At 62.4% G+C, this 18,355-nt stretch carries 15 protein-coding genes; 11 read left to right on the plus strand and 4 right to left on the minus strand.

Features of this window, described 5'->3' with window-relative positions; translation table 11 throughout:
• Positions 1 to 31 precede the first annotated feature (31 nt).
• Entirely contained in the window at positions 32 to 1,444 is a 1,413-nt protein-coding gene (locus NKI32_RS07290; RefSeq protein ID WP_352755158.1) for a M48 family metalloprotease, read from the minus strand.
• 152 nt (positions 1,445 to 1,596) lie between these two features.
• On the opposite strand from NKI32_RS07290, the gene NKI32_RS07295 reads away from it, so the two are divergent.
• Positions 1,597 to 2,769, plus strand: a complete 1,173-nt coding sequence (locus tag NKI32_RS07295; protein WP_023725769.1) for a pyridoxal phosphate-dependent aminotransferase — start codon at positions 1,597 to 1,599, stop codon at positions 2,767 to 2,769.
• Entirely contained in the window at positions 2,756 to 3,685 is a 930-nt protein-coding gene (locus tag NKI32_RS07300) for a glutaminase (RefSeq protein WP_023691223.1), read from the plus strand. The genes NKI32_RS07295 and NKI32_RS07300 overlap by 14 nt, the downstream gene beginning before the upstream one ends.
• A 93-nt stretch (positions 3,686 to 3,778) precedes the next feature.
• Here the strand turns inward: NKI32_RS07300 and NKI32_RS07305 are convergent, their stop codons facing one another.
• Positions 3,779 to 6,691: an Rne/Rng family ribonuclease gene (locus NKI32_RS07305; RefSeq protein ID WP_353002406.1), complete on the minus strand. Its 2,913-nt coding sequence runs from the start codon at positions 6,689 to 6,691 to the stop codon at positions 3,779 to 3,781.
• Positions 6,692 to 7,338: 647 nt separating this feature from the next.
• On the opposite strand from NKI32_RS07305, the gene NKI32_RS07310 reads away from it, so the two are divergent.
• The 5 genes from NKI32_RS07310 to NKI32_RS07330 all read left to right on the plus strand — a co-directional run bounded on the left by NKI32_RS07310 (position 7,339) and on the right by NKI32_RS07330 (position 13,755).
• Complete coding sequence (locus tag NKI32_RS07310; protein ID WP_023688387.1) at positions 7,339 to 8,598, plus strand: N-acetylmuramoyl-L-alanine amidase; 1,260 nt, start codon at positions 7,339 to 7,341, stop codon at positions 8,596 to 8,598.
• 213 nt (positions 8,599 to 8,811) lie between these two features.
• Entirely contained in the window at positions 8,812 to 11,268 is a 2,457-nt protein-coding gene (locus NKI32_RS07315) for a penicillin-binding protein 1A (RefSeq protein ID WP_023695364.1), read from the plus strand.
• Positions 11,269 to 11,398: 130 nt separating this feature from the next.
• Positions 11,399 to 12,530 (plus strand): peptide chain release factor 2 gene (gene prfB, locus NKI32_RS07320; protein ID WP_155922402.1). Its coding sequence is split into 2 segments (ribosomal slippage): positions 11,399 to 11,464 and positions 11,466 to 12,530, totalling 1,131 coding nucleotides; the frame shifts between segments, so codons are not numbered across the junction.
• Between the two features lie 119 nt (positions 12,531 to 12,649).
• On the plus strand, positions 12,650 to 13,069 hold the full coding sequence (locus tag NKI32_RS07325; RefSeq protein WP_023805259.1) for a GFA family protein: 420 nt from the start codon (positions 12,650 to 12,652) through the stop codon (positions 13,067 to 13,069).
• Between the two features lie 287 nt (positions 13,070 to 13,356).
• On the plus strand, positions 13,357 to 13,755 hold the full coding sequence (locus NKI32_RS07330; RefSeq protein ID WP_023708478.1) for a hypothetical protein: 399 nt from the start codon (positions 13,357 to 13,359) through the stop codon (positions 13,753 to 13,755).
• A gap of 54 nt (positions 13,756 to 13,809) precedes the next feature.
• Here NKI32_RS07330 and NKI32_RS07335 read toward each other — a convergent pair whose 3' ends face one another.
• The gene (locus NKI32_RS07335; RefSeq protein WP_023741412.1) at positions 13,810 to 14,679 is read right to left on the minus strand and encodes an NmrA/HSCARG family protein; all 870 of its coding nucleotides are present in this window, start codon (positions 14,677 to 14,679) and stop codon (positions 13,810 to 13,812) included.
• Between the two features lie 103 nt (positions 14,680 to 14,782).
• Here NKI32_RS07335 and NKI32_RS07340 point away from each other — a divergent pair, with 103 nt between their 5' ends.
• The 4 genes from NKI32_RS07340 to NKI32_RS07355 all read left to right on the plus strand — a co-directional run bounded on the left by NKI32_RS07340 (position 14,783) and on the right by NKI32_RS07355 (position 17,834).
• A complete protein-coding gene (locus NKI32_RS07340) occupies positions 14,783 to 15,673 on the plus strand; it encodes a LysR family transcriptional regulator (protein WP_352535557.1) in 891 nt (296 codons plus the stop codon).
• A 147-nt stretch (positions 15,674 to 15,820) separates the two neighbouring features.
• A complete protein-coding gene (locus tag NKI32_RS07345; RefSeq protein ID WP_023667471.1) occupies positions 15,821 to 16,189 on the plus strand; it encodes a GFA family protein in 369 nt (122 codons plus the stop codon).
• A gap of 150 nt (positions 16,190 to 16,339) precedes the next feature.
• Positions 16,340 to 16,990 carry a YiaD family glycine zipper/OmpA-like lipoprotein gene (locus NKI32_RS07350; RefSeq protein WP_023667470.1) on the plus strand — a complete coding sequence of 217 codons (651 nt, stop codon included), beginning with the start codon at positions 16,340 to 16,342 and terminating at the stop codon, positions 16,988 to 16,990.
• Positions 16,991 to 17,225: 235 nt separating this feature from the next.
• Positions 17,226 to 17,834 carry a hypothetical protein gene (locus NKI32_RS07355; RefSeq protein ID WP_023715783.1) on the plus strand — a complete coding sequence of 203 codons (609 nt, stop codon included), beginning with the start codon at positions 17,226 to 17,228 and terminating at the stop codon, positions 17,832 to 17,834.
• A gap of 237 nt (positions 17,835 to 18,071) precedes the next feature.
• Here NKI32_RS07355 and NKI32_RS07360 read toward each other — a convergent pair whose 3' ends face one another.
• The gene (locus NKI32_RS07360) at positions 18,072 to 18,341 is read right to left on the minus strand and encodes a DUF2798 domain-containing protein (protein ID WP_023667468.1); all 270 of its coding nucleotides are present in this window, start codon (positions 18,339 to 18,341) and stop codon (positions 18,072 to 18,074) included.
• Between the last annotated feature and the right edge of the window lie 14 nt (positions 18,342 to 18,355).

The raw sequence follows: 18,355 nt of genomic DNA on the forward strand, positions 1-18,355 counted from the left end.
CTATCCTAGTCGCCGCGGGCGACCGGAAGGTTCATTTCTTGAGTTTGCCTGAAGGGTTGTAGTTTATGATGTCCTGCGCCCGAATCCAGCCGGGTTCGCCACGCTTCAAGTCCTTTTGCGCGCGCATGGCGAAAATTTTCGCATTCGTGTAATCGCCGGAATAGAAATGGCCCTCGGCGGTGGCGAGTTCCGCCGCCGGAATGTTGCCAAGCTCGCCATAGGCCTGGGCGAGATAGCGGTATCCGACCGTGTTTTCCTTGTCGCGCCCGAGGCCGTTGTTGATCTGCACCACCGCCTTCTTCAGCGAATCGGGCGTGCCGATGGCCATCAGCGCCTGGCCGAGAGAAACGGGCAACAGGCCCGACCCCACCGGATCGAGGCTGACCGCCTTGGCATAGGCGTCCGCGGCGTCCTTGGGCTTGTTAGCCTTCATCAGTATGTCGCCGCGCATTTCCTGGAAGTAGGGGTTCTTCGGCTGTTCCTTGATCAGTGCATTGGCCTTGGTCAGCGCCGCACCCAGATTGCCATAGAGATAGGCCATCTGCGCTTCGCCATAGCGCGAGGCGAGGCTGCCCGGGGCCTTGCGGATCAGCCGCGTGGCCGCGGCCTGGCCGCCCATATAGGCGGCGATCTTGATGCGCATCATGTCGTGCCGCTGCTGCAGTGCCGGCGGATCGACCTTGTCGACGTTAGGGCTCTGCTTGACCAGCACTTCGAGATTGGCGATGCGCTCCTGCGGCATCGGGTGGCTGATGCGGTAGGGATCGACCTGCGTGCCGGAAAGCGACAGCGCGCTCTGGAAGCGGGCGAAGGTCTTCAGCATGCCCATGCCGGACTGGCCGGTGGCATTGAGATAGGTGATGGCAGAGCGGTCGGCGGTCGACTCTTCGGTGCGCTGGTAGGCAAGAATGCTGCGCTGCGCCATCTCGCCGCCGCCCGCGGCGACACCCATGCCGGCGCCGGCAAGGCCGCGGCTGTTGGTGGTGGCGCCGGCAACGATGGCGCCGGCGCCAAGCAGCGTGGCGATGATGGCCATGGTCTTGGCGCGCTCGAGCTGGTCGCGCAATTTCTGCTGATGGCCGCCTGCGATGTGGCCGGCCTCATGGGCGATGACGCCGATGATCTCGTTGGGCGTTTCGGCCTGCATCAGCGCGCCGGTGTTGATGAACAGCCGGCGCCCGGTAACGAAGGCGTTGAAGCTCTGATCGTTGACCAGAACGATATCGACACCGTCATTGGCAAGACCGGCCGCCTTGAAGATCGGCCGCGCATAGTCGCGCACCAGCGCCTCGATCTCGGCATCGCGCACGACCGGCACCGCCTGGGCGAAGGCCGTCACCGAGCCGGTGACAGCGATGGCGGCCGCAAGCAAAAGCGTCGCGAAGCCGCGCGCTGTCTTCCCGATGGAAGATTTGGACATCGTCGATTTGGGTCGGCTCAGCATGAGGTCCACTGGTAAACGAGCGGGCGAACGATGAAAAGTCACGGCACCGAAACTAGGCGAACTTGTGATCCTCACATCAATCGGGCATTTGTGCGGCGCTGCCGCCGGTTGATGGCTTTGAGCGGCGGGCCGGACGGAAAGATTGAGGTCAAATGGTAGTTTCGCTGTCGCGCCGCGGTGAAGTCGAGCCGTTTCACGCCATGGACATTCTGGCCGAAGCCAACCGGCTGAAGGCGACGGGCGTGCCTGTCGTGTCCATGGCCGTCGGCCAGCCATCCGATCCGGCGCCCGTGGGCGTGAGGGAAGCAGCCGCAAATGCGCTGAGGATCGGACGCATCGGCTATACCGACACGCTCGGTCTGGCGGATCTGCGTAAGGCGATCGCGACGCATTGTGGCGACCATTACGGGATCGATGTCGCGCCGAACCGGATCGCCGTGACCACGGGATCGTCGGCCGCCTTCAATCTGGCATTCCTGGCGATGTTCGATCCCGGCGACCGCGTCGCCATCGCAGCACCCGGCTATCCGGCCTACCGCAACATCATGGCCGCGCTCGGTATCCAGATCGTCGAGATCGAGCTCGGCAGCGACGCCTATCTTCATGCCGAACATTTGAAATCGGCGCACCGGGAAAAACCGCTGAAGGGCGTGTTGTTCGCCAGCCCGGCCAATCCGACAGGTGCGGTCATTCCCGTCGACGAGTTGTCGGCACTGGTGAGGACAGCCGAAGAACTCGGCATCGCGGTGATATCGGACGAAATTTATCACCGGCTGGCCTATGCCGCGCCCGACACCACGGCGCTGGCCCATGGCTCAGGCGTGACGGTGATCAATTCCTTCTCGAAATATTATTGCATGACCGGATGGCGCATCGGCTGGATGGTGCTGCCGGAAGCTCTGGTGAGGCCGATCGAGCGCATCGCCCAGAGCCTCTACATCTCGCCGCCGGAACTGTCGCAGATCGCGGCGATCGAAGCCTTCAAGGCGACGCAAGAGCTGGAAGCGGTAAAGGCGCGCTACGCCTGGAACCGCGAGCTGTTGATGCGGCGCCTGCCGGAACTCGGATTTCCCTTGGCGGCGCCGATGGACGGCGCCTTCTACGCTTTCTGCGATGTTACCCGGCATACCAATGACAGCATGGCCTTTGCGCGCAAGATGCTGGCCGGGGCGCATGTGGCGGCGACGCCCGGCCGCGATTTCGATCCACTTCAGGGCCACCGCACGATGCGCTTTTCCTATGCCGGCAGCCATGACGACATGGTCGAGGCGATGGCGCGCATCGAGCGCTGGCTGAAAAGCGGGGACGAGCATGCCGGATCTTGAACAAGCGCTGGCCGATGTCGCCGCCGAGATGGCCGAGCGCACCGATTGCGGTGACGTCGCCACCTACATTCCGCAGCTCGGCAAGGTCGATCCGAAGAAATTCGGCATTGCCGCCGTGACCAATGACGGCCGCGTGCTGGTCGCCGGCGACGCCGACCAGGCGTTTTCGATCCAGTCCATCTCCAAGGTGTTTACGCTTACGTTGGCGCTCGGCAATGTCGGCGACGCGCTGTGGCAGCGTGTCGGACGCGAGCCGTCGGGCAATCCGTTCAACTCGATCGTGCAACTCGAGCATGAGAACGGCATTCCGCGCAATCCGTTCATCAATGCCGGCGCCATCGTCGTGTCCGACATACTGCTTGCCGGCCACCAGCCGCGCGAGGCGATCGGCGAAATCCTGCGCTTCATCCAGTTCCTTGCCGATGACGAAACCATCATCATCGACCGCGAGGTCGCGGCTTCCGAACGCGCCACCGGCTATCGCAACTTCGCGCTTGCCAACTACATGAAATCCTTCGGCAATCTCAACCATGCACCGGAGCTGGCGCTGGGCGTGTACTTCCACCATTGCGCCATCGCCATGAGCTGCCGGCAATTGGCGCTGGCCGGCCGCTTCCTCGCCAATGGCGGCAGAAACCCGGCAACCGGGCACTCCGTGGTGTCTGCCGAGCGGGCGCGGCGCATCGGCGCCATGATGCTGACCTGCGGCCACTATGACGGTTCCGGCGATTTCGCCTTCCGTGTCGGCATTCCCGGCAAAAGCGGCGTCGGCGGTGGCATATTGGGGATCGTGCCGGGTGTTGCTTCGCTCGCCGTATGGTCGCCGGGCTTGAACGCCAACGGCAATTCCAAGCTGGGGTCGATCGCCTTGGAAAAACTGGCCAGGATGATGAACTGGTCGATTTTCGCCCCCTGACGCCTTCCGTCATTCGTGCATGCAAAAATCCCGCGCCGTGGTTTGAACGGCGCGGGATTTTTGTCAGGAACCTATCTTAATCGGCTGAATAGCTTAGAAAAAGCCCTTCCGCTGCCACCAGCCGGCGCGCTTCGGCTTTTCCTCGGCCTTTGCCTCGTCGGCAACGCTGGAGGAAACCACCGGCACCGCGGAGGTATCCGCGGCCACGGCTTTGCGCCGTGACGGGCGAGCCTTGGCGGGCTCGTCGTCGGTCGTTTCCGTGGCGGCATCGGCCGCAGCGGGGGCGGCTGCTTCGACGGCAGCTTCCGGTGCAGCCTCGGCCGCCGTCTCATCGGCGACTTCCACCACAGCCTTCTTTGCCCTTGAAGCGCGCTTCTTCTTCGGCTTTTCGGCTGGAGCGTCGTCGTTCGCCGCGGCGGGAGCCGCTGCTTCTTCAACCGCTACGGCTGCTACGGGCTCGCTTGCGGCCGTTCCGACTTCAGCGGCCTCGGCCACCGAGGCGGTTTCGCCGGCTTCGGTCTCCGTGCCGTCTTCGCGACGATTGCGCTTGCCGCCGCGCTTGCCGCGACGGCGCTTCTTGCCCTGGGCGTCATCTGATGCTTCCACCATTTCGACGGCGCCAACCTGGGCTTCGTCTTGCTGTGTTGCATCGTCATCGCCTGGTTCAGCGGCAAAGTCGTCGCTTGCCGCCGAAACCGAAGCACCTTCGGCGCCATGCTCGCGATCGCCATGTTCGCGTTCGCGATCCTTGCCGCCGCGCCGCCTGCGGCGCTTGCGACGCTTGCGATCGCGGCCTTCGCCGTCCTCAGCCGATCTCGGCTGCTGCTGCGATTGCGGCTGCGCCTGGCGCGGCTGCTCGGCCTGTACCACAACCTCGTCGTCTTCCTCCTCGATGACGATCTCGTCCTCGGGCTCTTCCGGCTCGACATAGGCCGGGAAGGTTCGCGCTTCGACAAAGCCTTCCGGCTTTTCGGCAATGGCGCCGCGGAAGATCGCGTAGTGCTGCACACCGACCGTATCATCGGCCTCGACGGTGATGGTCAGGCCAAAGCGGCTTTCGAGTTCCACCAGCGTGCCGCGCTTGTGGTTGAGCACATAGAGAGCGGTCGCCGCCGGAGTCCGCACCGTGATGTGGCTGCGCGAATCCTTGAGCAGGAATTCCTCGATCGCCCGCACCACCATCAGCGCCACCGACGAATCGGAGCGCACATGGCCAGTGCCGCCGCAATGAGGGCACGGCTTCATGGTTGATTCCAGCACGCTGGCGCGGATGCGCTGGCGCGACATCTCCATCAGGCCGAAATGCGAGATGCGGCCGACTTGGATGCGGGCTCGGTCGTTCTTGAGGTGATCCTTCAGCCGCTTCTCGACGGAGCGGTTGTTGCGGTTCTCCTCCATGTCGATGAAGTCGATGACGATCAGGCCGGCGAGATCGCGCAGCCTTAATTGCCTGGCGACTTCTTCCGCCGCTTCAAGGTTGGTGTGGAGAGCGGTGTCCTCGATCGAGTGCTCCTTGGTGGAGCGGCCCGAATTGACGTCGATGGCGACCAGCGCCTCGGTCTGGTTGATGATGATGTAGCCGCCGCTCTTCAGCGTCACCTGCGGCTGCAGCATGCGGTCGAGCTGCGCCTCGATCCCGTTGCGCACGAAGATCGGCGTCGTGTCGCGGAACGGCTGAACGACCTTGGCGTGGCTCGGCATCAGCATGCGCATGAAATCCTTGGCCTCGCGGTAGCCTTCCTCGCCGGAGACAAGAATCTCGTCAATATCCTTGTTGTAGAGGTCGCGCACCGAGCGCTTGATCAGGCTGCCTTCCTCATAGACGAGGGCAGGGGCGGTGGATTGCAGCGTCAGATTGCGGACGTTTTCCCAAAGCCGCATCAGATATTCGTAGTCGCGCTTGATTTCCGCCTTGGTGCGGCTTTCGCCGGCGGTGCGCAGGATGACGCCCATGCCCTGCGGCACTTCGAGATCGGCAACGACCTCCTTGAGGCGCTTGCGGTCGACCGCACTGGTGATCTTGCGCGAAATGCCGCCGCCGCGTGCGGTGTTGGGCATCAGCACGGAATAGCGGCCGGCAAGCGACAGATAGGTGGTGAGTGCAGCGCCCTTGTTGCCGCGCTCTTCCTTGACCACCTGCACCAGCAGGATCTGCCGGCGCTTGATGACTTCCTGAATCTTGTACTGGCGGCGCACCGGCTTGCGGCGGCTGCGCACCTCTTCCAGCGCATCCTCGGCGCCTACGGATTCGATCTCGTGGTCGTCCGGATGCGAGGACTGCACCTCTTCCAGCATGCCGCGGTCATTGTCCCCGGAGGTGGCTTCGCCGCTTGCCTCGCTGGACGACCTTTCGTCACCCGGCTCCGCCGCAGGGACAGCTTCGGAGATCACATCCGCTTCGACGCTTGCCGCAATCGATGTCGGGCCGCCTTCCGACGGTTCGCTCCCGGATGTCTCGGCGTCGGAAGCTTCGCTGTCGCCATGCCCGGCATGATCGTCATGCCCGGCGGTATCGGCCGCGGCATGCTCGGAAGCAGGCTCTTCGGAGACGGCATCGCTGCCGGCATCGCCATGTTCGCCGTTCTCATCATCGGCGCCGGCGTCGCGCTTGTGTTCGCCGCGCTCACGACCCTTGCCGCCGCGCCGGCGGCCGCGCCGGCCGCGATCGCGGCTCTGGCGGTCGTCGCCGTCATTGTCCTCGTTCTCCTCGTCCTCGGCTTCCTGCGCTTCAGCGCGCAGCAAAGCCTGACGATCGGCGACCGGGATCTGGTAATAGTCGGGGTGAATTTCACTGAAGGCGAGGAAACCGTGACGGTTGCCGCCATATTCGACAAAGGCTGCCTGAAGGGAAGGTTCGACGCGCGTTACGCGGGCGAGATAGATGTTTCCTTTGAGCTGCTTCTTGTCCTGGGATTCAAAGTCGAATTCTTCAATACGGTTACCGCGGATAACGACAACGCGTGTTTCCTCCGGGTGGGAGGCGTCTATCAGCATTTTGTTGGGCATTATTTCGTTTCCTCCCGGCAGCCGTCAGCCGCAGCTTGCGAGGCAAAGCCCGCTGCTGCGTGTCTGGGATGTGGGTGCCGGATGTCTGAATGTCCGCCGGACGCCGCTTGAGCGCCATGGCGGTGCCGCCCGCAGCCACAATGGCGCGGTTTGATGCGGACCTTTCCATGATTGCGCTTGAAGCCATCGTCACCAGCAGAACCTTTTGAACCAAAGCCCGGACGAACCGGACCAGCTTGTTTGCTCATACAGAGCCGGCACGGGAACAAACCCGGCCGTTTTCCTCACGCAGGCGATTCCCCCGCCACGGGCGCACACCTGCGAAATTCGTCGCGATCACCTAAGCCTTTTCGCTGGAGCGAAAGGAGCCGCCTTTCATCTGACCTGTAGCAGGAAGCTGCGGGAGAAGCGGTTCCAGGATTGCAGTGATCCACCATCGCTTTTATGATTTGACGGGGTGGAAGGCAACCCCGATTTCGGATGCCGGCAAAAAGCAGTGCCGTAACGGAAGCACAGGCCTTAATCCTCAATGAAAAGGCTTGGTTAACCTTCTCTGGATACCAATCGTTAATCGAGTCTGCGGCCTGACCGGCATTTCGACCAACCACGCGGGCGCAAGGCGCCAAACCGGGAGCGACTGCAAAGAAATGGGACTGGCGGGCACCACAGACAAGGGCCATGGCCGTGCAGGCCGTTTCCTGCGCGCTGCCGGTGTGCTGTTGCTGCTGGCGCTTTGCCTTGCTTTTGCGCCGGTTTCACGCGCCGCCGATGCGCCACTCGGCGCCACCGCCTACAAGATGGCCGGCGACGCAACCAAGATGCGCATCGTCATCGATTTCGACCGCGAGCCCGACATCAAATGGTTCCTGCTGCGCGGCCCCAACCGGCTGGTCGTGGACCTGCCGCGCACCCGATTCGCCATTGGCGCGAAGGACGCCAAGGCCCGCGGCCTGGTCAAAGCGGTGCGTTATGGCGATCAGGGCGAGGGATCGCGGCTGATCCTGACCGGCAAGGGGCCGTTCTCGGTCGACAAGCTCGAGGTGCTCAAGAACGAGGACGGCGCAGGCTATCGCATCGCCATCGACGTGTCGGCAGCCTCCGACCGCGAGTTCGACGAAGCCCTTGCCAACCAGGCGCTGACCACCGGCTCGACCGTCTCCACCGACAAGGGCTCCAGGGTCGGCACAGGGCCGATCTCCAATCCCGGGCATCGCTTCACCATCGTCATCGATCCCGGCCATGGCGGCATCGACGGTGGCGCCGAAGGCCTCAACGGCACCATCGAGAAGAACGTGACGCTGGCCTTCGCCACCGAACTGCGCGACAAGCTCGCCGCCGTCGGCAACTACGACGTGTTCATGACGCGCGATTCCGACGAGTTCCTGCGGCTCGATGACCGCGTGCGCATCGCCCGTCAGCACGAGGCCGACCTTTTGATCTCGATCCATGCCGACACGATCAGCGTCAAGGGTATCAGAGGCGCCACCGTCTATACCGTCTCCGACAAGGCGTCCGATCCGCAAGCGCAGGCGCTTGCCGACCGTGAAAACCTCTCCGACCAGTTCGCCGGCATGGTGATCAAGGACGACAACAAGGAAGTCACCGACATACTGATCGACCTGATCCGCCGCGAGACGCATAATTTCTCGATGAGCTTTGCCCACACTCTGGTCGGCCAGTTGTCCACCAGCGTCGGCCTGATCAACAATCCGCAGCGTTCGGCCGGTTTCAAAGTGCTGAAAGCGCCCGATGTGCCGTCGGTGCTGGTGGAACTCGGCTATCTCTCCAACGCCAAGGATGAAGCGCAACTGCTCGACGCCGACTGGCGCGGCAAGGCGGCGGAGAGCATCACCAACGCCGTCGCCCTGTTTGCCTCCGCCAAGATGGGAACGGGAACCGGAGGCTGAGATGGTCGCCGCCGCCCACGACCGGAGGCAGCGTTGCACGACGACAACACCAGGCGCTTTTATTTCAGGTGGGGGATGCCTAAACCGGGCACTGCCGTATTTTGCCCACATGGTGGCGACATGGGTTTTCCATCACGGATCGGGACAGTTGCGAAGGCTTGCGCGAAAGGCGGCTTCGTCTAGGAAATTCCCGGACCTCGGACTGGAGCGGGCATGATTCGTCTTATCGGCTATTTCTTTGGTATCGGCACGACGCTGGCGCTTATCGTCGCCGCGGGCGTGGCGATATACATCAGCCATCTATCGAAAGACCTGCCCGACTACGAGGTTCTGGCCAAGTACGAGCCGCCAGTGACGACCCGCATCCATGCTTCCGACGGCTCGCTGATGGCCGAATATGCGCGCGAACGGCGGCTCTATCTACCGATCCAGGCGGTTCCGGACCGGGTCAAGGCGGCGTTCCTGTCGGCCGAGGACAAGAATTTCTACAACCATCCCGGCATCGACATCACCGGGCTTGGCCGCGCCATCTACGTCAACCTGCAGAATCTGGGTTCGGGCAGGCGCCAGGTCGGCGCCTCGACCATCACCCAGCAGGTGGCGAAGAACTTCCTCTTGTCCTCGGACCAGACCTACGAGCGCAAGATCAAGGAGATGATCCTGGCCTTCCGCATCGAGCAGGCTTATTCGAAGGACCGCATCCTTGAGCTCTATCTCAACGAAATCTTCTTCGGTTTCGGCGCCTATGGCGTTGCGGGCGCGGCACTGACCTATTTCGACAAGTCGGTCAACGAACTCACCGTCGCGGAAGCCGCTTATCTGGCGTCGCTGCCGAAGGGGCCCAACAACTACCATCCCTTCAAGCATGCCGACCGCGCCATCGAGCGCCGCAACTGGGTCATCGACCAGATGGTCGAGAACGGCTACGTGACGCGCGAGGAAGGCGACAAGGCCAAGGCCGAGCCGCTTGGCGTGACGCCGCGCCGCAATGGCTCCTATCTGTTTGCGGGTGAATATTTCACCGAGGAAGTGCGCCGCCAGATCATCTCGCGCTATGGCGAGAACGCGCTCTATGAGGGCGGCCTTTCGGTGCGCACGACGCTCGATCCGAAGATCCAGCTCATCGCCCGCAAGTCGATGCAGAACGGCTTGCTCAAATACGACACGCTGCGCGGCTATCGCGGACCGGTGACGCATATCGATGCTTCCGGCGACTGGGGCGTGGCGCTGGGCAACGTCAAGGGGCTGGAAGACGTGCCGGAATGGTCGCTTGCCGTCGTGCTCGACAGCTCGGCGACCGGCCTTTCCATCGGCCTGCAGCCGACGCGGCAGATATCAGGCGACATCGTCAAGGAACGCGTCGAAGGCGCCGTCAGCAAGGAAGACATGAGCTTTGCCATGCGCCATGTGGTCGATGGCAAGACGGTCAAGGCCAAGTCTCCGGCCGATGTACTGCAGCCCGGCGACGTCATCTTCGTGCAGAAGAACGAAGGGTCGGAAGGCGCCTACACGTTGCGCCAGGTGCCGGAAGTGGAGGGCGGCCTGATCGCCATGGATCCACATACCGGCCGCGTGCTGGCCATGGTCGGCGGCTTCTCCTATGCGCAGTCGGAGTTCAACCGCGCCACGCAGGCGATGCGCCAGCCGGGATCGTCCTTCAAGCCGATCGTCTATTCGGCCGCGCTCGACAATGGCTATACGCCGGCCTCGGTTATCATGGACGGACCGATCACCATCCAGAGCGGCAACACGACCTGGACGCCGAAGAACTATGACGGCACGGTGGCCGGCCCCGCGACCTTGCGCTCCGGTATCGAAAAGTCGCGCAATTTGATGACGGTGCGGCTCGCCAACGACATGGGCATGAAGCTGGTGGTGGAGTATGCCGAGAGGTTCGGCGTCTACGACCATCTGGCGCCGTATCTGCCGATGGCGCTGGGCTCCGGCGAGACGACGGTGATGCGCATGGTGTCGGCCTATTCGATCATGGCCAATGGCGGCAAGTCGATCAAACCCTCGCTCATCGACCGCATCCAGGACCGCTACGGCAAGACCGTGTTCAAGCAGGACGAGCGCGGCTGCGAAGGCTGCAACGCGCCCGAATGGAACAACCAGCCCGAACCGGAACTGGTCGACAATTCCGAGCAGGTGCTCGATCCGATGACGGCCTACCAGATCACCTCGATGATGGAAGGCGTGGTCCAGCGCGGCACCGGCGCCACCATCGCCGAGCTTGGCCGCCACATCGCCGGCAAGACCGGAACGACCAATGACGAGAAGGACGCCTGGTTCATCGGCTATACGCCGAACCTCGTCGTCGGCCTTTACATGGGTTACGACACGCCGCGCGGTCTCGGCCATGGCGCCACCGGCGGTGGTCTGGCGGCACCTATCTTCAAGGACTTCATGCGCGTTGCGCTGGACGGCACGCCGAATGTCGACTTCAAGGTGCCGGAAGGCATGAACCTGGTCGCGATCAACCGCAAGACCGGCATGCGTGCCGCGTCGGGCGATCCCGGCACCATCATCGAAGCCTTCAAGCCCGGCACCGGCCCAGCCGACAGCTATTGGGTGATCGGCATGGGCGCCGACGGGTCCAACGGCGCCGGCGGACCGCTATCGCCGCAGGCTACGGAAGCTATCCAGGCACCCGGCGGCGGACTCTACTGACGACCTGATTTTTTACGTCGAATGGGCTGGCTTGTTGAGCCGGCCCATTTCGCTTTACAGGCAGCAATGCCGTGCCTATGTATCGCGCCGACCCAAGCGCCACTTCAAAAACAGGACAGAACAACCAGCCATGCGCGCGGAAACGCAGAACATTGTCGACGAGATCAGGCAGGCGATCACCCTGCTGAGGAGGCATCTTTGACTGGGATCAGGCCATAAAGCGGCTTGAATACCTGAACGTGCGCGCCGAGGATTCCAGCCTCTGGAATGATCCGCTGGAAGCGCAGAAGCTGATGCGCGAGCGCCAGGGCCTCGAAGACGGGATCGCCGGCGTCAAAAGCCTGACGCAGGCGCTGGAAGACAATATCGGCCTGATCGAACTGGGTGAGGAAGAGGGCGATCAGAGCGTGATCGCCGAAGCGGAAGCAGCCCTCCGCTCGATGCAGGGCGAGGCCAAGGCCCGCCAGGTCGAGACGCTGCTGTCGGGCGAGGCAGACGCCAACGACACCTATCTCGAAGTCCATGCCGGCGCCGGCGGCACCGAGAGCCAGGACTGGGCCTCGATGCTACTGCGCATGTATACGCGCTGGGCCGAGCGTCGTCGTTTCAAGGTCGAAGTGCTCGAAGTCCATGACGGCGAAGAGGCCGGCATCAAGTCCGCCACGCTTCTGATCAAGGGCCACAATGCCTATGGCTGGCTGAAGACGGAGTCGGGCGTTCATCGCCTGGTCCGCATTTCACCCTATGACAGCAATGCGCGCCGCCACACGTCCTTCTCCAGCGTCTGGGTCTACCCGGTCGTTGATGACAGGATCGAGATCGACGTCTCGGAATCCGATGTACGCATCGACACCTATCGCTCATCCGGTTCGGGCGGCCAGCACGTCAACACCACGGACTCGGCGGTTCGCATCACCCATATCGCCACCGGCATCGCGGTTGCCTGCCAGGCCGAACGCTCGCAGCACAAGAACAAGGCGAAGGCCTGGGAAATGCTGCGCTCGCGCCTTTACGAGGAAGAGCTGAAGAAGCGCGAAGCGGTGGCCAATGCCACAGAAGCGTCGAAGAGCGACATCGGCTGGGGTCACCAGATTCGTTCCTATGTGCTGCAGCCCTACCAGTTGGTGAAGGACCTGCGCACCGGCGTCGAGAGCACCAGCCCGTCGAGCGTGCTCGACGGCGACCTCGACGACTTCATGGAAGCCTCGTTGTCGCAGCGCATCGAGGGCGGTGCCGGTGAAGCCGTGGCCGACCTCGACTAGGATATGTCCATATTCAGGTGAGGCCGGGCTGCGAATGGCTGATTCCTGCGCTTCCGCCACTCTCGACTCGGCCGACTTGAATCAGAAGGATCCCTGGGAGGGGGAGCGAAGGAGGAACCATGAGTCGCAGGCTCACCGGCAAATGCTTTTGCGGCGCGGTCCAGTATGAAGTGGCGGACGAGTTCGTCTATGCCGCCAACTGCCATTGTTCAAACTGCCGGCGCACCACAGGTTCCGCCTTCAAGCCTTTCGCCGGCATCGAGCGCGAGAAACTTGCCCTTGCCGAAGGGCATCACGGGCTCATCCATTTCGGCGATGACAGCGGCCACGATGCGCATTGCAGCCGCTGCGGCTCGTTGCTGTATTCGCTGGTCCGCGACGGCGCCTATGTCCACGTCGCCATGGGCACGCTGGTCGACGATCCGACGATCCGGCCGACCGCGCACATCTTCGTCGGCTCCAAGGCGCCATGGTTCACCATCGCCGACGACTTGCCGCAATATGAAGGGCATGTGATCGCCGGTCCAGGCGACGTATAGGCTGGAACCACATACGGCCAATCCCGTTGTTTCGTTGCCCGTCTGCCGGGAGTTGAGCCTGGCCTTGGATCTCGTCAGCGGTTGCAGATAGCGGCGTAGATGTGCGGCCTCGCGCAGCAACTTCTTGCGCCGGCCAAGGAATCAGCCCAGCATCCGAGGGCTGGAAGAGAAAAAGCATTTATGGCCGGACGCGGCATATCTGCGACCTGACGATCCGGCCACTGGGAAGACACGTTCCGGGAACGGGCAAGCGAAACGCTTGATGCTCGTTTGAAAGGAACGCTTCCATGTCTGCTGCCACTCTCCGATCGGCTAGAGCCGTTCAACCGGCTGGCCGACTCCTGTTTTCCTTGTTCGTCACCCCGATCTTTGCAATCGCGATGCTTGCTATGGCGGTGCTGACGGCACCCGCCTTCGCACATGACGCCAAGCCCACGGCGGCGAAGCCGCAAGGCTGGAGTTATCCCTTCGCCTGCTGCGCAAACTACGACTGCCGCACCACCCACACCGGCGAGGTGCTGGAAAAGCCGGAGGGCTATGTCATCGCCGGAACGGGGGAGGTCGTTCCGATGAGCGACAAGCGGGTCAAGGACTCACCCGACGGCGATTTCCACTGGTGCGCGCACCAGGCCGGCCTCGACGCAGGCAAGACGATCTGCCTGTTCGTGCCACCGCGTTCCTACTGAGTTCTGTTGGCAGTTCTCATCGGAAGGCCGGCCTTGGTGCTGAAGGCGCTTGCGTCAGACGGAAGCAGCGAGTGCTGAGGCGAAGTCGCGATACGGGCGCAGTGGGCGACCCAGAAGTGCCGTCAGGCGCTCGACGTCGCCGGCCTCGGGCAGCATCCCGTCGGTGAAGAAGCGCTCGCCCATCAGGCGCATGTCGTAGGCCATCCAGGCGGGCAGGAACTGCTTGAGATTTTGCTCAAAACCCTCCGTATTGTCGCCGCTGTAGCTGATCGGGCGGGCGAGTACGTCTGACCAGATTGCGGCAATATCCGTCCCGGTCAGTGTCTGCGGACCGACGAGGTTGATCCTCTCGAACGCAAGCGGCTCCTTGGACCGTTCGCGACGCAGCAGCTCAAGAGCGGCGACCTCGGCGATATCGCGGGCATCGATCATGGCGAGACCCTTGGGGCCGATCGGCATTGGGTAGGTGCCGTAGCCGGTGATGACGTCTTCGACCGTCAGATCGTTCTGGATGAAGTAGGCCGGGCGCAAGATCGTAGCTTTGAAGTCCATCTGCTCGATCATTCGCTCGACGCCGAACTTGCCCGCGAAATGCGGCACGTTCACATAGACGTCAGCGTGGATCACCGAGAGATAGACGATCCGCTCGATGCCGGCCGATCGGGCGACGTTCAAGGCGATCAAAGCCTGGGTGAATTCGTCCGGCACCACGGCGTTCAAGAGAAACAGCGTGGAAACGCCAGACATGGCTTTGCGCAGCGAATCGACATCGAGAAAGTCGCCCTGCACGACGGATACGCCTGCCGGAAAACTGGCTTTCGACGGATCGCGCACGAGAGCACGCACATCGGCGCCGCGCTTGGCGAGCTGTTCGACGACTTGGCGGCCGATATTGCCGGTGGCGCCGGTAACGAGAATGGTCATGGAATTTCTCCTGTTGGGTTGCTTGACAGCCCCAATATGTGTGGCTCACAAAGAGCCCAGTAGACGGCAATTTTAGACACGTCGTCTCACTGGTGGGACAGTCATGGATCTTTTAGCCCTTGCCGATTTTAACCTCGTGGCCCGCCATGGCGGCTTCGGCAAAGCGGCAAGGTCCACCGGCCGGCCCAAGGCAACGTTGTCCCGGCGCGTTGGCGAATTGGAAAGCAGTCTCGATCTGCGTCTGTTCGAACGGGGTGCGCGTAACCTGAAGCTGACCGAAGAAGGACGGGCGCTCTTCGAGCGGACGGGGGCGTTGCTTGCCGAGCTGGACGAGACGGCATCGGCGATTGCGTCGGGCGGCCAGAGACCCAAGGGCAGATTGCGGATCAGCGCGCCTTTGCATTTTTCGCAGACTGCAATGGGGAGGATCGCCGCGGGATTTGCCCTGAGGTATCCTGAGGTGAGGCTTGAAGTGACCACCGAAGACCGGCATGTCGACATGATCGAGGAAGGCTACGATCTGGTAATCCGGGTCAATCCGGATCCCGATGAAAGCCTGGTCGGACGGGCGTTTCTCCGCGACCGCCTGGTCGTTGTGGCGAGCCCGGACCTTCCTCGCCCGACCGATGGGCTCGCCGCTCCTGGCGTTGCGCGCGGGACGGGCGAGCGGCAAACATGGCAGGTGAAGACACCAGGTGGCCGGGCAACACTTAGAATCGAGCCGGTCCTCGCCTTGTCGACGCTCATCATGGTCCGGGATGCGGTGCGAGCCGGCATCGGCGCAGGACGGCTTCCCATTTCGTTGGTGGCCCACGACCTGGCTGACGGCACACTGGTGAATTGGGGGGATATTGACGGCCCCGAAATTTCTCTATGGACGCTCTACCCCTCCCGGCGGCTGCTCAGCGCGCGCGTGTCGGCGTTCCTGGATTTTCTGAAACAGGCTTTCCCAAACGGGACGCCGGACGAACTGGCCGCCTATATCGGCAGGTGACGACGATTGGGAGGTGACGACGGGCCTGCTTCAGCCAGAGCGCCGCTCGGCTCGATCGACCGGAGCCTGCTGACAGACAGTTGTCAGGAGCCTTCCTTTATGGTGCCTTGCCGCATGGGTGGCGGGCAACGGAGAGGAAAGCTTTTCATGACCATCAAGGCCAGCTGTCATTGCAAGGCGACGACGTTCGAGGTTTCGCAGGCGCCCGAGACGGTAACACAATGCACCTGCTCGTTCTGCTCCAAGCGCGGTTCGCTGTGGGCTTACTACGTTCCGTCGCAATTCAAGCTCACCAGCTCGCCGGAAAACGTTTCCTTCTATCAATGGGGATCGAAGACCGTCAAACACGGGTTTTGCGCCATTTGCGGCTGCGGCACCTTCACCGAAACGCCGGACTGGTCGACCGGAAAACCGGACTTCGACAATCCCAAGATATCAGTCAATTCGCGGCTGTTCGACGATTTCGACCTCGATAAGGTCGAGGTGGTCGTCATTGACGGCAAGAACCTCTGGTAGGCCAGCACCAGCCACCGAAGCGGAAGAGTGGCGCGAGCGGGGAAAAGCCGCTTTCGCCGCTCGGTTTTTCGCCGCATTTCATGTTACAAGACCGGAGAAGGGCTTATATGCGCGAGCCGCAAAGGCCGCGCTTTGGAGAGGGACGATTCTATGAAAAAGACTGTGCTCGTCGCCGTTGCGACGGCTGTGCTGGTGAGTGCCTGCACCACGACCGATCCGTACACCGGGGAGCAGAAGGTTTCGAACACCGCAGCCGGCGCCGGCCTTGGCGCCCTGGCGGGCGCGGGCCTCGGCCTGCTTGCCGGCGGCAATGACCGCCGCAACGCGCTGATCGGCGCCGGTATCGGCGCGCTGGCCGGCGGCGCCATCGGCGCGACCATGGACCAGAACGAGGCTGAACTGCGCCGCCAGCTCGAAGGCACCGGCGTCAGCGTCACCCGCACCGGCGACCAGATCATCCTCAACATGCCGTCCGACATTACTTTCAACGTCGACCAGGATGCGGTGAAGCCTGGCTTCTACCAGGTGCTGAACTCGGTTGCGCTGGTGCTGAAGAAGTTCAAGCAGACCACGGTCGATGTGTTCGGCCATACCGATTCGACCGGCGGCGACGAACACAATTTCGATCTGTCGCAGCGCCGTGCATTGGCGGTCGCCAACTATCTCTCGGGCCAAGGTGTCGATTCGCGCCGCTTCGCCGTCACCGGTTTCGGCAAGACCCGTCCGATCGCGTCCAATGGAACGGCGGCCGGCCGTGCGCAGAACCGGCGCGTCGAGATCCAGCTTTCGCCGCTGACCTGAATTGTTCGGCATCGAAATGCGAAGGCGGCCCCGCAAGGGCCGCTTTCTTTTTGGGCTCCTGTGGTCCGCCAAAAGGTCTAACGCATTAGAGATTTCTAATAATCCCTTTCCGGAGGCCTTGGAAGGGATTAGCATTGGTGCGGTTCCAGAGGGGATGGGGCGGTACAAACGGCCGCGCAGTCACTTAGTCGGCCCCGGTCCTGCACGGCCAGATAAGGAAATCTGGGAGGAATGCATGACAAGAACAGCTCGTTTTGGGCGTTGCGGCGTCCTCATTTTGACAGGTCTGGTCTCTGCTTGGTGCGCAGCGGCCACGGCTCAAGCCGAGGACGCCAACAAAGCCGACATCGAAGCGTTGAAGAAATCGCTCGCCAAATATGAAGACTACACGGTCGCCGTCCGCGACCTTTATCTGTCGACTGTCGGGTGCGTCTATTACAGCGGGGACAGGATCGAGGGCGCAATGGACTATCCGAAGGGCGCTATGGGCATCCATTTCGTCAACGTCCCGAGTGTCGGTCAGAAACTCGATCCGATGCGCCCCAATGTGCTGATCTACGAGCCGACCAAGAAAGGCTTGAGATTGGTTGGCGTGGAATGGCTGGTGCCCCTGACGCCGGACACCAAGGAACCTCCAAAACTATTTGGCCAGACCTTCATGGGACCGATGGAAGGGCACTATCCGCTCATTCCGAGGGAGTTCGTCCACTACGACCTTCATGCCTGGCTGTTCAGAGACAATCCGAACGGCATGTTCAGTCCGACCAACCCGAACGTGAAATGCAGCAAGGCAGAGTTTCCGATGCTGGAAAAACCGACCAAGATGATGCCCGGCCCGATGTGACGGACGGGCCAGGATAGGAGCGTGCCAAGAGTGCAAGCTGGCCGGCTGCATTTGAGAGCGCTCGGGATCGGGCTCGGAGGACGATCGGCATGAGGGCCGGCGCGCATGAAGGCTGCCCGCTTGAAGACGGGTATCTGGTCGCGGAAGCCGACAATGGCGCTGCGAGCCGTCAGTCGAAGGTAGAAGCGGCCCGCAAGGGCCGTTTTTGTTTGGCATGTCGGACTCTGTAATCAAGGCCTACGAGGTCGGCTGATCGACAATTGCCGCAACGATACGGCGCACGATCGGCAAGACCAGCAGCAGACTTGGAAAGCCCACTAGCCATGATGCTCCCCATGCATACGGCCAGGTCGCCACGAAACCGGTTGTCCAGCCCGCATTGATCAGCGTCGCTACCGCGGAAACAATGCACGACATCAGGATGGAAAGTACGAATGGCATTACCAGCGCATTGTAAGAGGCCGGTAGCTTCCTCGATTTCAAAACCTTGTGGGATGACGGTCGCATCAAATATCTCCTTC

It is taken from the genome of Mesorhizobium sp. M0761, from assembly GCF_040320205.1.
GTDB lineage: Bacteria > Pseudomonadota > Alphaproteobacteria > Rhizobiales > Rhizobiaceae > Mesorhizobium.

Coding starts and splice junctions, on each gene's coding strand:
- NKI32_RS07330 (WP_023708478.1), top strand. CDS start 13,357: ATGTCTGCTGCCACTCTCCGATCGGCTAGAGCCGTTCAACCGGCTGGC.
- NKI32_RS07340 (WP_352535557.1), top strand. CDS start 14,783: ATGGATCTTTTAGCCCTTGCCGATTTTAACCTCGTGGCCCGCCATGGC.
- NKI32_RS07350 (WP_023667470.1), top strand. CDS start 16,340: ATGAAAAAGACTGTGCTCGTCGCCGTTGCGACGGCTGTGCTGGTGAGT.
- NKI32_RS07305 (WP_353002406.1), bottom strand. CDS start 6,691: ATGCCCAACAAAATGCTGATAGACGCCTCCCACCCGGAGGAAACACGC.
- NKI32_RS07360 (WP_023667468.1), bottom strand. CDS start 18,341: ATGCGACCGTCATCCCACAAGGTTTTGAAATCGAGGAAGCTACCGGCC.
- NKI32_RS07325 (WP_023805259.1), top strand. CDS start 12,650: ATGAGTCGCAGGCTCACCGGCAAATGCTTTTGCGGCGCGGTCCAGTAT.
- NKI32_RS07345 (WP_023667471.1), top strand. CDS start 15,821: ATGACCATCAAGGCCAGCTGTCATTGCAAGGCGACGACGTTCGAGGTT.
- NKI32_RS07295 (WP_023725769.1), top strand. CDS start 1,597: ATGGTAGTTTCGCTGTCGCGCCGCGGTGAAGTCGAGCCGTTTCACGCC.
- NKI32_RS07290 (WP_352755158.1), bottom strand. CDS start 1,444: ATGCTGAGCCGACCCAAATCGACGATGTCCAAATCTTCCATCGGGAAG.
- NKI32_RS07355 (WP_023715783.1), top strand. CDS start 17,226: ATGACAAGAACAGCTCGTTTTGGGCGTTGCGGCGTCCTCATTTTGACA.
- NKI32_RS07315 (WP_023695364.1), top strand. CDS start 8,812: ATGATTCGTCTTATCGGCTATTTCTTTGGTATCGGCACGACGCTGGCG.
- NKI32_RS07310 (WP_023688387.1), top strand. CDS start 7,339: ATGGGACTGGCGGGCACCACAGACAAGGGCCATGGCCGTGCAGGCCGT.
- NKI32_RS07300 (WP_023691223.1), top strand. CDS start 2,756: ATGCCGGATCTTGAACAAGCGCTGGCCGATGTCGCCGCCGAGATGGCC.
- NKI32_RS07335 (WP_023741412.1), bottom strand. CDS start 14,679: ATGACCATTCTCGTTACCGGCGCCACCGGCAATATCGGCCGCCAAGTC.